This is a genomic window from Pseudomonas brassicacearum subsp. neoaurantiaca, from assembly GCF_013608025.1.
Classification (GTDB): domain Bacteria; phylum Pseudomonadota; class Gammaproteobacteria; order Pseudomonadales; family Pseudomonadaceae; genus Aquipseudomonas.
This window is the reverse complement of the sequence record NZ_VDLV01000012.1, coordinates 205,370-218,110: the sequence shown is the minus strand read 5'-3', so window position 1 is coordinate 218,110 and position 12,741 is coordinate 205,370. Positions and strand designations below refer to the sequence as shown.

10 protein-coding genes are annotated in these 12,741 nt (G+C 61.7%); 4 read left to right on the top strand and 6 right to left on the bottom strand.

Annotated elements, in window-relative coordinates; genetic code table 11:
* Positions 1-97: 97 nt before the first annotated feature.
* The 5 genes from prpF to FHK92_RS10720 form a co-directional block, all read right to left on the bottom strand.
* Positions 98-1,291 carry a 2-methylaconitate cis-trans isomerase PrpF gene (gene prpF, locus FHK92_RS10740; protein ID WP_181288025.1) on the bottom strand — a complete coding sequence of 398 codons (1,194 nt, stop codon included), beginning with the start codon at positions 1,289-1,291 and terminating at the stop codon, positions 98-100.
* Positions 1,292-1,342: 51 nt separating this feature from the next.
* Positions 1,343-3,934 carry a Fe/S-dependent 2-methylisocitrate dehydratase AcnD gene (gene acnD / locus FHK92_RS10735; protein WP_181288024.1) on the bottom strand — a complete coding sequence of 864 codons (2,592 nt, stop codon included), beginning with the start codon at positions 3,932-3,934 and terminating at the stop codon, positions 1,343-1,345.
* A 196-nt stretch (positions 3,935-4,130) separates the two neighbouring features.
* Positions 4,131-5,258 (bottom strand): bifunctional 2-methylcitrate synthase/citrate synthase, encoded by a 1,128-nt coding sequence (prpC, locus tag FHK92_RS10730; protein ID WP_181288023.1) that lies wholly within the window; start codon positions 5,256-5,258, stop codon positions 4,131-4,133.
* Positions 5,259-5,299: 41 nt separating this feature from the next.
* Positions 5,300-6,190, bottom strand: coding sequence for a methylisocitrate lyase (prpB, locus tag FHK92_RS10725; protein WP_181288022.1), 891 nt, complete (start codon positions 6,188-6,190; stop codon positions 5,300-5,302).
* Positions 6,187-6,900: a GntR family transcriptional regulator gene (locus tag FHK92_RS10720; protein WP_181288021.1), complete on the bottom strand. Its 714-nt coding sequence runs from the start codon at positions 6,898-6,900 to the stop codon at positions 6,187-6,189. The genes prpB and FHK92_RS10720 overlap by 4 nt, the downstream gene beginning before the upstream one ends.
* A gap of 279 nt (positions 6,901-7,179) precedes the next feature.
* Between FHK92_RS10720 and rloA the strand changes: the two genes are divergently transcribed.
* From rloA to pabB, 4 genes are all read left to right on the top strand, one after another.
* Positions 7,180-7,716: a retropepsin-like aspartic peptidase RloA gene (gene rloA / locus FHK92_RS10715; protein ID WP_030137799.1), complete on the top strand. Its 537-nt coding sequence runs from the start codon at positions 7,180-7,182 to the stop codon at positions 7,714-7,716.
* Between the two features lie 5 nt (positions 7,717-7,721).
* Positions 7,722-9,254, top strand: coding sequence for an osmotic stress tolerance membrane protein RloB (gene rloB, locus FHK92_RS10710; RefSeq protein ID WP_181288020.1), 1,533 nt, complete (start codon positions 7,722-7,724; stop codon positions 9,252-9,254).
* Positions 9,254-10,240 carry an alpha-L-glutamate ligase-like protein gene (locus FHK92_RS10705; protein WP_030137797.1) on the top strand — a complete coding sequence of 329 codons (987 nt, stop codon included), beginning with the start codon at positions 9,254-9,256 and terminating at the stop codon, positions 10,238-10,240. The genes rloB and FHK92_RS10705 overlap by 1 nt, the downstream gene beginning before the upstream one ends.
* A 277-nt stretch (positions 10,241-10,517) precedes the next feature.
* Complete coding sequence (pabB, locus tag FHK92_RS10700) at positions 10,518-11,861, top strand: aminodeoxychorismate synthase component I (protein ID WP_181288019.1); 1,344 nt, start codon at positions 10,518-10,520, stop codon at positions 11,859-11,861.
* A gap of 126 nt (positions 11,862-11,987) precedes the next feature.
* Here the strand turns inward: pabB and thrH are convergent, their stop codons facing one another.
* On the bottom strand, positions 11,988-12,605 hold the full coding sequence (thrH, locus tag FHK92_RS10695) for a bifunctional phosphoserine phosphatase/homoserine phosphotransferase ThrH (RefSeq protein WP_181288018.1): 618 nt from the start codon (positions 12,603-12,605) through the stop codon (positions 11,988-11,990).
* Positions 12,606-12,741: the final 136 nt, after the last annotated feature.

The following is a 12,741-nucleotide window of genomic DNA, read 5'->3' as shown; positions in this document are numbered from 1 at the left end:
GGGAGCGAGCCTGCTCGCGAAAGCGCAGTCACATCCAACATCTATGTTGGTTGATACACCGCTTTCGCGAGCAGGCTCGCTCCCACAGTCTCTCACCTCAGTTCAAGACATCCCCCGGCACCCGCACGACCCCTTCCATCAACACCCGCGCGCTGCGGCTCATGATGGCTTTTTTCACCGTCCATTCGCCGTTGACCACGCTGGCCTCGGCGCCGACGCGCAGCGTGCCGGACGGGTGGCCGAAACGCACGGCGTTGCGCTCGACACCTCCAGCAGCCAGATTCACCAACGTGCCTGAAATCGCCGCGGCCGTGCCGATGGCGACGGCTGCCGTGCCCATCATGGCGTGATGGAGTTTGCCCATGGACAACGCCCGCACCAGCAAATCAACGTCGCCAGCCGCCACGGCTTTTCCGCTGGATGACACGTAATCCGCCGGCGGCGCGACAAACGCGACTTTGGGTGTGTGCTGGCGTTGGGCAGCTTCGTCCAGGTGCTTGATCAAGCCCATGCGCAAGGCACCGTAGGCGCGGATGGTTTCAAACATCGCCAGCGCCTTGGGATCGCCATTGATCGCGCCCTGCAACTCGGCGCCGGTGTAACCCACATCACGAGCATTGATGAAAATCGTCGGGATCCCCGCGTTGATCAGCGTCGCCTTCAAAGTGCCGACACCAGGCACCTCCAAGTCATCCACCAGATTGCCGGTAGGGAACATCGAGCCACCACCGCCCTCCTCCTCGGCCGCCGGATCCATGAACTCCAGCTGCACTTCAGCCGCCGGAAACGTCACGCCGTCGAGCTCGAAGTCGCCGGTTTCCTGCACCGCGCCATCGGTGATGGGCACATGGGCGATGATGGTCTTGCCGATGTTGGCCTGCCAGATCCGCACCACGGCCACGCCATCTTGCGGAATACGGTCGGACGCCACCAAACCACTACTGATGGCAAATGACCCCACCGCCGCCGACAGGTTGCCGCAGTTGCCGCTCCAATCCACGAACGGTTTATCGATGGACACCTGGCCGAACAGGTAATCGACGTCGTGATCGGCCCGAGTGCTCTTGGACAGAATCACGGTCTTGCTGGTGCTGGACGTTGCGCCGCCCATGCCATCGATCTGCTTCTCGTACGGGTCGGGACTGCCGATCACCCGCAGCAACAGGGCATCCCGGGCAGGGCCTGGGACGCGGGCAGCTTCGGGCAAGTCTTGCAGGCTGAAGAACACGCCTTTGCTGGTGCCGCCACGCATGTAGGTCGCGGGGATCTTGATTTGAGGCGAGTGAGCCATGCTCTAACTCCTGAAAAAATGGATGGCCAGAACACTGGCCACCCAAGCGATTTAAACGGCCACCGCCGATTCGAGGAAGTCCTGGGCAAAGCGTTGCAACACGCCCCCGGCTTCATAGATCGACACTTCTTCAGCGGTATCGAGGCGGCAGGTGACCGGCACCTCGACGCGCTCGCCATTCTTGCGAGTGATGACCAGGGTCAGCGTCGCCCGCGGGGTTCGCTCGCCGATCACGTCATAGACTTCGCTGCCGTCGATACCCAGGGTCTTGCGATCGGTGCCGGGCTTGAACTCCAGCGGCAACACGCCCATGCCCACCAGGTTGGTGCGGTGAATGCGCTCGAAGCCTTCAGCGGCGATCGCCTCGACACCCGCCAGGCGCACGCCCTTGGCCGCCCAGTCCCGCGATGAACCCTGGCCGTAATCGGCGCCGGCGATGATGATCAGTGGCTGCTTGCGCTCCATGTAGGTCTCGATGGCTTCCCACATGCGCATCACCTTGCCTTCCGGCTCGACCCGGGCCAGGGAGCCCTGCTTGACCTTGCCGTCCTCAACGACCATTTCGTTGAACAGTTTCGGGTTGGCGAAGGTGGCGCGTTGCGCGGTCAGGTGGTCGCCACGGTGGGTCGCGTAGGAGTTGAAGTCCTCTTCCGGCAGGCCCATTTTCGCCAGGTACTCGCCGGCGGCGCTGTCCAGCATGATGGCGTTGGATGGCGACAAGTGGTCGGTGGTGATGTTGTCCGGCAGTACCGCCAGCGGACGCATGCCCTTGAGCGGTCGCGCACCGGCCAATGCACCTTCCCAATACGGCGGGCGACGGATGTAGGTGCTTTGCGGGCGCCAGTCGTACAGCGGCGTGACTTTCGGGCCGGTGTCTTCCTGGATGGCGAACATCGGGATGTACACCTGGCGGAACTGCTCCGGCTTCACCGACGCCTTGACCACGGCTTCGATTTCTTCGTCGCTCGGCCAGATGTCCTTGAGGCGGATTTCCTGGCCATCCACCACACCCAGCACATCCTTCTCGATGTCGAAGCGGATGGTCCCGGCGATGGCATAAGCGACCACCAGCGGCGGCGACGCCAGGAACGCCTGCTTGGCGTACGGATGGATCCGCCCGTCGAAGTTGCGATTGCCCGACAGCACGGCGGTGGCGTACAGGTCGCGGTCGATGATTTCCTGTTGGATCACCGGGTCCAGCGCGCCGGACATGCCGTTACACGTGGTGCAGGCGAACGCGACAACGCCGAAGCCCAGCTTCTCGAGCTCGGACGTCAGGCCCGCTTCATCCAGGTACAGCGCCACGGTTTTCGAACCCGGCGCCAGGGACGACTTGACCCACGGCTTGCGGGCCAGGCCCAGGCGGTTGGCGTTGCGCGCCAGCAGGCCGGCGGCAATCACGTTGCGCGGATTGCTGGTGTTGGTGCAACTGGTGATCGCGGCGATGATCACCGCGCCGTCAGGCATTTGCCCCGGCACATCATCCCACTGGCCAGAGATGCCTTTGGCGGCCAGATCCGATACCGCGACGCGGGCGTGGGGGTTGCTCGGACCGGCCATGTTGCGCACCACCGAGGACAGGTCAAAGCTCAAGCCGCGCTCGTACTGCGCGCCCTTGAGGCTGTCGGCCCACAAGCCAGTGGTCTTGGCGTAGTTCTCGACCAACTGCACCTGCTGGTCTTCGCGGCCGGTGAGCTTCAGGTAATCGATGGTCTGCTGATCGATATGGAACATCGCCGCCGTGGCGCCGTATTCCGGGGCCATGTTGGAGATGGTGGCTCGGTCGCCCAAGGTCAGGGCACTGGCGCCTTCGCCGAAAAACTCCAGCCAGGCACCGACGACTTTCTGCTTGCGCAGGAACTCGGTCAGCGCCAGCACCATGTCGGTGGCGGTGATGCCCGGTTGCAGTTTGCCGGTCAGTTCGACGCCGACGATTTCCGGCAGGCGCATCCACGACGCGCGACCAAGCATGACGCTTTCGGCTTCCAGGCCACCGACACCGATGGCGATCACGCCCAGGGCATCGACATGCGGCGTGTGGCTGTCGGTGCCGACACAAGTGTCCGGGAAGGCCACGCCGTCCCGTTGCTGGATCACCGGCGACATCTTTTCCAGATTGATCTGGTGCATGATCCCGTTGCCCGGCGGAATCACATCGACGTTTTTGAAGGCCTTCTTGGTCCAGTTGATGAAGTGGAAACGGTCTTCGTTGCGGCGGTCTTCGATGGCGCGGTTCTTGGCAAATGCCTGGGGATCGAAACCGGCGCTTTCCACCGCCAGCGAGTGATCGACGATCAACTGGGTCGGCACCACCGGGTTGACTTGCGCCGGGTCGCCGCCCTGCAAGGCAATGGCGTCGCGCAAGCCGGCCAGGTCCACCAGGGCGGTCTGTCCGAGAATGTCATGGCACACAACGCGCGCCGGGAACCACGGGAAATCCAGGTCGCGCTTGCGCTCGATCAGTTGCAGCAGCGATTCACGCAACGTGGCCGGGTCGCAGCGGCGCACGAGGTTTTCCGCCAATACGCGAGAGGTGTACGGCAGGCCGTCATAGGCACCGGGGCGGATGGCCTCCACTGCGCCACGAACGTCGAAGTAATCCAGCGAAGTGCCAGGCAGCGGTTTGCGAAATTCTGTGTTCATCGTCAGGACTCGGGTCACGGTGGTTTCAGAGGGGGGTGGTGCCGGCCTTGAAGCCGCCCCGGCCACTGTGGGAGCGAGCTTGCTCGCGATAGCGGTGTATCCGTCGACATCGATATTGAATGTCAGTGCGCAATCGCGAGCAAGCTCGCTCCCACAGGGTTTTGGAGTTATCCAGTGCCTGCGGTTCCCCCTCAGCTCAGCGTCGTTCGATTGGCACGAACTTGCGCTGTTCGACGCCGGTGTATTCGGCGCTCGGTCGGATGATGCGGTTGTTGGCGCGTTGTTCGAACACGTGGGCGGCCCAGCCGGTCAGGCGCGAGCAGACGAAGATCGGCGTGAACAGCTTGGTCGGGATGCCCATGAAGTGGTACGCCGAGGCATGGTAGAAATCGGCGTTGGGGAACAGTTTCTTCTGCTCCCACATGGTCTTGTCGATGGCTTCGGAGACCGGGAACAGCACGGTGTCGCCCACTTCGTCGGCGAGTTTTTTCGACCAGCCCTTGATCACCTCGTTGCGCGGGTCGTTGTCCTTATAGATCGCGTGGCCGAATCCCATGATCTTGTCCTTCCGCGCCAGCATGCCAAGCGTGCCTTCGATGGCCTCTTGCGGCGAACTGAAGCGCTCGATCATTTCCATTGCTGCCTCGTTGGCGCCGCCATGCAACGGGCCGCGCAACGAGCCGATGGCGGCGGTAATGCACGAGAACAGGTCCGACAGCGTGGAGGCGCAGACGCGGGCGGTGAAGGTCGAGGCGTTGAATTCATGCTCGGCGTAGAGAATCAGCGACACGTTCATCACCTTGACGTGCAGCTCGCTCGGCTTCTTGCCGTGCAGCAGATGCAGGAAGTGGCCTCCGATGGACACTTCGTCGGTCACGCATTCGATGCGCTGGCCTTCGTGGCTGAAGCGATACCAGTAGCACATGATCGCCGGGAACGCGGCCAGCAGGCGATCGGTCTTGTCGTGCTGCTGGGAGAAATCCTGCTCGGGTTCCAGGTTGCCCAGGAACGAGCAACCGGTGCGCATCACGTCCATCGGGTGAGCGTCGGCGGGAATGCGCTCGAGCACTTCCTTCAAGGCTTGGGGCAGGTCGCGCAGTTGGCGCAGTTTATCGGTGTAGGCGTCCAGCTGGGCCTGGGTTGGCAGCTCGCCGTATAAAAGCAGGTAGGCCACTTCTTCAAACTGTGCGTCAGCCGCCAGGTCGCGAACGTCGTAGCCGCGATAGGTCAGGCCAGCGCCCGACTGGCCTACCGTGGACAATGCGGTTTGCCCGGCTACCTGGCCACGGAGCCCGGCGCCACTGAGTACTTTTGCTTCGGCCATTTGCTGTCTCCAGTTTCTTGAATTTATAGGGGAGTCGCGCCTTACTTCTTCGCCGCGAACAACGCATCGAGCTTCTGCTCGAAGGTGTGGTAGTCGATGCGATCGTAAAGCTCCATGCGGGTCTGCATGGTGTCGATGACATTCTGTTGCGTACCGTCGCGACGGATCGCGGTGTAGACGTTCTCGGCAGCTTTGTTCATGGCCCGGAACGCCGACAGCGGGTACAGCACCAGGGACACGTCGGCCCCGGCCAGTTGTTCGGTGGTGTACAGCGGGGTCGCGCCGAATTCGGTGATGTTGGCCAGGATCGGCGCTTTCACGCGGCTGGCGAACAGCTTGTACATCTCAAGCTCGGTAATGGCCTCGGGGAAAATCATGTCGGCACCGGCCTCGATGCATGCGGCGGCGCGATCCAGGGCCGACTCCAAACCTTCAACGGCCAGGGCATCGGTACGCGCCATGATCACGAAACTGTCATCGGTGCGGGCATCGACGGCGGCCTTGATGCGGTCGACCATTTCCTGCTGCGAGACGATTTCCTTGTTCGGACGGTGGCCGCAACGCTTGGCGCCGACCTGGTCCTCGATATGAATCGCCGCCGCGCCGAACTTGATCATCGACTTGACCGTGCGCGCCACATTGAAGGCCGAGGAACCGAAACCGGTGTCCACGTCCACCAGCAGCGGCAGGTCGCACACGTCGGTGATGCGGCGCACATCGGTCAGCACGTCATCCAGGCCGGTGATGCCCAGGTCCGGCACGCCGAGGGAGCCGGCCGCGACGCCGCCACCCGACAGGTAGATCGCCTTGAAACCGGCGCGTTTGGCCAGCAGCGCGTGGTTGGCATTGATGGCGCCGACCACTTGCAGCGGATGCTCGTTGGCGACCGCATCGCGAAAACGCTGGCCTGGCGTGCTCTTGCTGGAACTCATGACTCACCTCGTTCAGTGGCGGCGCTGTCCTGGAAATGACGCGCGATGTTGCGTTTGGAAGCGCCGATGTGCCGGCGCATCAATAATTCAGCCAGTTCACCGTCACGATCGGCGATGGCATCGAGAATCCGGTGATGCTCGGCAAAGGCCTGCCGCGGACGGTTGGGGGTGGTGGAAAACTGGATGCGGTACATGCGCACCAGTTGGTATAGCTCGCCGCAAAGCATCTGCGTCAGGGTGCGGTTGCCGCTGCCCTGGATGATCCGGTAATGAAAGTCGAAATCGCCTTCCTGCTGGTAATAGCCGACACCGGCCTGGAACGCCGCATCGCGTTCATGGGTTTCCAGGACATGACGCAGCTCGTCGATTTCCTCGATCGTCATGCGCTCGGCCGCCAAGCGACAAGCCATGCCCTCCAGGGACTCACGGATTTCGTAGAGCTCGAGCAACTCGGCGTGGCTGAGCGAAACCACTCGCGCGCCAACATGAGGAACGCGCACAAGCAGCCGCTGGCCTTCCAGGCGATGGATCGCCTCGCGCAGCGGCCCGCGGCTGATGCCGTAGGTCCGCGCCAGCTCGGGCTCGGAGATCTTGCTGCCTGGGGCGATTTCGCCTTTGACGATGGCGGCCTGGATACGCCGGAAGACGTTCTCGGACAGGGTCTCCGAATCGTCTTGAGCCATCAGCGGTGTTTCGAGCTGATCGAACATATTGTCGACACCTTGAATTTCAATAAGGCAAAAACTAACCAATAACCCGCCAACCGTCAAAAGAAAAATCAACATTGTCGACAATCGCCTAATAAGCGCCATCGCCATAACCGGGCGAATGGCGACGCGCAACACCCGGGCAGCGGTGGCGTCAGAAAACCACCGTGCTAGAATGCCGCGCGATTTGCCGCTCTCCTTTTATAGGGAAGGCTGCCCAGGGAGCTTGTGCAGCAATGCCAGGGCCTGAACCGATAAACGGAACGCTGCGCACCAGGATCTATGACACTCAAGCCCTTTTCTGCCGCTCTGTATTTCATGTGCCTGCCGGGGCTTGCCGTGGCGGGCGAAAAAACCGTGTACGGCCTCAACGAATACGCCGCGCTGCAGGGCATCGACCTGGAGGTTGCCGCCAAACTCGACACCGGCGCCAAGACTGCTTCCCTCAGTGCCCGCGACATCAAGCGCTTCAAGCGCAATGGTGAATCCTGGGTGCGTTTCTACCTGGCCATCGACGCTGCTCATTCGCACCCTATCGAACGCCCGCTGGCCCGTGTCAGCAAGATCAAGCGCCGCGCCGGTGACTACGACCCGGAAGAAGGCAAGAAGTACACGGCCCGGCCGGTCATCGAACTGGATATCTGCATGGGCTCGGCCCTGCGCAGCATCGAAGTGAACCTGACCGACCGCAGCGCCTTCCAATACCCGTTGCTGATCGGCTCCGAAGCGCTCAAGCGTTTCGATGCGCTGGTCGACCCCAGTCTCAAATACGCTGCCGGCAAACCCGCCTGCGCCAATGCCGCTCATACCGCAGAGTAATTCCAATGCGCTCCCTTACCCTCCATCTGAAAATGCTGATCGCCATCCTGGTGATACTGGGCCTGTCGGTGACGGCCTATCAGATTTTCGTGCTCGGCATCCCGGTCACCGAAGACGCCACCGACGACTTGTGGAACATCGACGCCAAGGTCGAATTCGTGCCCAACGCCAAGGATCCGGTGAAGATCCAGATGTTCGTGCCGCCCTTGAGCCGCGACTATGTGAGCCTCAACGAGAGTTTCATTTCCAATAACTACGGTGTGGCGGTGAACCGGGTTGACGGTAACCGCAAGGTGACGTGGTCGGCCCGTCGCGCCAAAGGCAACCAGACGCTGTATTACCGCCTGGTGCTGACCAAGCGCTACAGCGCTGAGAAAACCAAGATCAAGGGCCCGACGTTCCGCGACAGCATCGCCGTCGAAGGCCCGGAAAAACTCGCCGCCGAAGCCCTGCTAGCGCCGATCCGCCAGCATTCGGCCGACGTCGAGACGTTCATCAGCGAAGCGATCAAGCGGGTCAACAACCTCAACGACGACAACGTCAAGCTGCTGCTCGCCGGTGATCCGTCCTCAAGCAACAAGGCGCGGATCGTCGAACTGGTGCTGTCCATCGCCCACGTGCCGGTGGAAAAAGTCCACACCATCCGCCTGGTCGCCGACCAACCGCAAATGCCCGAGCTGTGGCTGCGCAGTTTTAACGGCACCGACTGGCTGTATTTCAACCCGGACACCGGCGAGCAGGGCCTGCCCACCGACCGCCTGTTGTGGTGGACCGGCGATGAAAACCTGATCACCGTCGATGGCGGCAAGAAAGCCACCGTTACCTTCAGCATGAACAACAGCGAAATGAACGCCATTCGCCTGGCCAAGCTGACGGACGAGAACACCGACGCCAACTTCCTCGAATACTCGCTCTACGGCCTGCCGCTGCAAACCCAGCAGACCTTCATGATCATGGTGATGATCCCGATCGGCGTGCTGGTGATCCTGGTGCTGCGCAACCTGATCGGCCTGCAGACCCTGGGCACCTTCACCCCGGTGCTGATCGCCCTGGCTTTCCGCGAAACCCAACTGGGCTTTGGCATCATCCTGTTCACCGTTATCACGGCGCTGGGCCTTTCGCTGCGATCCTATCTGGAACACTTGAAACTACAGATGCTGCCAAGGCTTTCGGTGGTGTTGACGTTCGTGGTGGTGCTGATTGCCGCCATCAGCCTGTTCAGCCATAAGCTGGGCCTGGAGCGCGGCTTGTCGGTGGCGCTGTTTCCGATGGTGATCCTCACCATGACCATCGAACGCCTGTCCATCACCTGGGAAGAACGCGGTGGCGGCCACGCAATGAAAGTCGCCATCGGCACCTTGTTCGCCGCGTCCCTGGCACACCTGATCATGAGCGTGCCGGAGTTGGTGTACTTCGTGTTCACTTTCCCGGCGATCCTGCTGATCCTGGTGGGCTTCATGCTGGCCATGGGTCGTTATCGCGGCTATCGCCTGACCGAGCTGGTTCGGTTCAAGGCCTTCCTCAAGGCTGACTCCTGATGTTCGGCTTCTGGAAGACCTGGAAGGCCCTGGAAGCCCGGGGCATCATGGGCATCAACCGGCGTAACGCCGACTACGTGCTCAAGTACAACAAGCGCAGCCTGTACCCCATCGTCGATGACAAGATCATCACCAAGGAACGGGCCATCGCCGCCGGCATTCATGTGCCGGAACTGTACGGGGTGATCTCCACCGAGAAGGAAATCGACAAGCTCGACGAGATCATTGGCGGACGCACCGACTTCGTGATCAAACCGGCCCAGGGTGCCGGCGGCGACGGCATCATCGTCATCGCCGACCGCTTCGAAGGTCGCTACCGCACCGTGTCCGGCAAGATCATCAGTCACGAGGAAATCGAGCACCATGTCTCCAGCATCCTCACTGGCTTGTACTCCTTGGGCGGGCACCGTGACCGGGCGCTGATCGAATACCGCGTGACGCCGGACCAGATCTTCAAGAGCATCAGCTACGAAGGCGTGCCGGACATCCGCATCATCGTGCTGATGGGTTATCCGGTGATGGCCATGCTGCGCTTGCCGACTCGTCAATCCGGCGGCAAGGCCAACCTGCACCAGGGTGCGATCGGCGTCGGCGTCGACCTTGCCACGGGCCTGACCCTGCGTGGCACCTGGCTGAACAACATCATCACCAAGCATCCCGACACCACGAACGCGGTGGACGGTGTGCAACTGCCCTATTGGGACGGTTTCATGAAGCTGGCCGCCGGTTGCTATGAATTGTGCGGACTGGGCTACATCGGCGTCGACATGGTGCTGGATCAGGAAAAAGGTCCATTGATCCTGGAACTGAACGCCCGGCCGGGGCTGAATATCCAGATCGCCAACGACTGCGGCCTGACCTTGCGTACCCACGCAGTAGAAGCCCACCTGGAAGAGCTCAAGGCCCGGGGCGTGACCGAAACCGTGGAAGAGCGCGTGGCGTTTGCCCAGGAGTTGTTTGGGCATATTCCGCCGGTTGAGGGTTGAAGCTGAGGATGAAAACCGAAGCTGAAGGTTGAACCCTGTGGCGAGGGAGCTTGCTCCCGCTGGGTTGCGCAGCAACCCCAAAGCCCAGCACCTCGGTGTATCAGAATGATCGCGCTCAACTGCCCAGGGGGCCGCTTCGCAGCCCAGCGGGAGCAAGCTCCCTCGCCACGGGCCTCATTGAAGCTTCAGACCTGTTCAATACCGACATCCCCCTAGGAGCAAATCCTACAGGGGATTACAATCGCTCCCCCGCCTGAACGGCTGACCCACCCCGCCCATGCCAACCTGCTCCGTACACCCATTGCCCTACCGCGCCAACCCCGCCGAGTATTTCGCGGCGATCCGCCATGCCCCCGGCAGCGTGCTGCTCGACAGTGGCCGACCGAGCGCCGAACGCGGACGCTACGACCTGCTCAGCGCCTGGCCATTGGAACAACTGGCGGTACGGCCTGACGAAACTGGCAGCGATTTCCTGCGACGTCTTCGGATGCATCTGACGCAACTCGGCCACGCGGAACTGCCGGCGACGGTGCAATTGCCCTTCGCCGGCGGCTTGATCGGCTACTTGAGCTACGACTTCGGCCGACACCTGGAAACGTTGCCGTCCTACGCCACGGATGACCTGCAACTGCCTGACGCACGCTTCGGCGTGTATGACTGGGCGTTGGTCACGGATCACCAGGCCACCACCAGCCAACTGGTCTTCCATCCCCATTGCGGCGAAAGTGAACGCCAACGACTGATCGAACTGTTCAGCCGGCCATCCGCAACACCCACCACCGCATTCAGTCTTGCAGGCCCGATGGCACCCGACCTCAGCGCCGACGCCTATCGACAGGCATTCGAACGCATCCAGGCGTATATCCAGGCCGGCGACTGTTACCAGGTCAACTTTGCCCAGCGCTTCCGCGCCCAATGCCATGGCGATGCCTGGACCGCCTACCAGGCGCTGCGCACGGCTTGCCCGACGCCGTTCTCAGGTTTCCAGAGCCTGCCGGAGGGTGGCGCGGTGTTGAGCCTGTCGCCGGAACGCTTCGTCAAGGTCAGCGAAGGCCACGTCGAAACCCGTCCGATCAAGGGCACCCGCCCCCGCGGAGCAACGCCCGACGGAGACGCCGCCCACGCCGCCGAGCTGCTGGCCAGCCCCAAGGACCGGGCGGAAAACCTGATGATCGTCGACCTGCTGCGCAACGACCTGGGCCGCACGTGCCGTGTCGGCTCGGTGCGAGTGCCAGAGCTGTTCAGCCTGGAAAGCTACCCGAACGTGCATCACCTGGTCAGCAGCGTGACCGGCGAGTTGGCGGAGGGTAAAGACGCCTTGGACTTGATCGCCGGCAGCTTTCCCGGCGGTTCGATCACCGGCGCGCCGAAAATCCGCGCCATGCAAATCATCGACGAACTCGAACCGACCCGACGCGGGCTGTATTGCGGCTCGTTGTTGTACCTGGACGTGCGCGGGGAAATGGACAGCTCCATCGCCATCCGCAGTCTGCTGGTCAAGGATGGGCAGGTGTGTTGCTGGGGCGGTGGCGGGATTGTCGCGGATTCGGATTGGGAGGCGGAGTATCAGGAGTCGATGACCAAGGTACGGGTGTTGCTCGATACCTTGCAGGACCTGTAAACAAATCCCAAACCAGACATAACACCTTGTGGGAGCGAGCTTGCTCGCGATTGCATTGGGTCAGCCACCCTTGAGCCGACTGATCCACCGCCATCGCGAGCAAGCTCGCTCCCACAGGGTGTGTATTTACAGGTTCAGGGGACGGTTCGAGGCCTTGATGAATTCCTGCTTCAACTCGGCAAACGTGTGCACCGCCGGGAATTGCGGGAATTCGCGGATCACGTTTTCAGGCGCATGGAACAGGATCCCGGCGTCGGCTTCGCCCAGCATCGTGGTGTCGTTGTAGGAATCCCCCGCTGCAATCACCCGGTAATACAGACTCTTGAAGGCCAGGACCGACTGGCGCTTCGGATCTTTCTGACGCAACTGGTAGCCGGTCACTCGTCCGCCGTCATCGGTGATCAAACGATGGCAAAGCAATGTCGGGAAGCCCAACTGGCGCATCAATGGCTGGGAAAATTCGTAGAACGTGTCGGACAGAATCACCACCTGGAACCGCTCACGCAGCCAGTCGACGAATTCGATGGCGCCGTCCAGCGGCTTGAGGGTGGCGATGACTTCCTGGATGTCGGTGAGCTTTAGGCCGTGTTCATCAAGGATGCGCAACCGTTGCTTCATCAGCACGTCGTAGTCGGGGATGTCCCGAGTGGTTGCCCTGAGGGATTCAATCCCGGTTTTTTCAGCGAAGGCGATCCAGATCTCCGGGACCAGCACACCTTCCAGGTCGAGACAGGCAATTTCCACAAGACACTCCCATTTTTTCTGATGTTTATCGGTTGAGCGAACAAAAGGCCTGCCGACTCTAGCCATTCGTCGAAGCCCGCGCAACGCACAGGGACGCGCCAGCCCCGGCAGCTTTTGTTACCATCAGCCCATATAG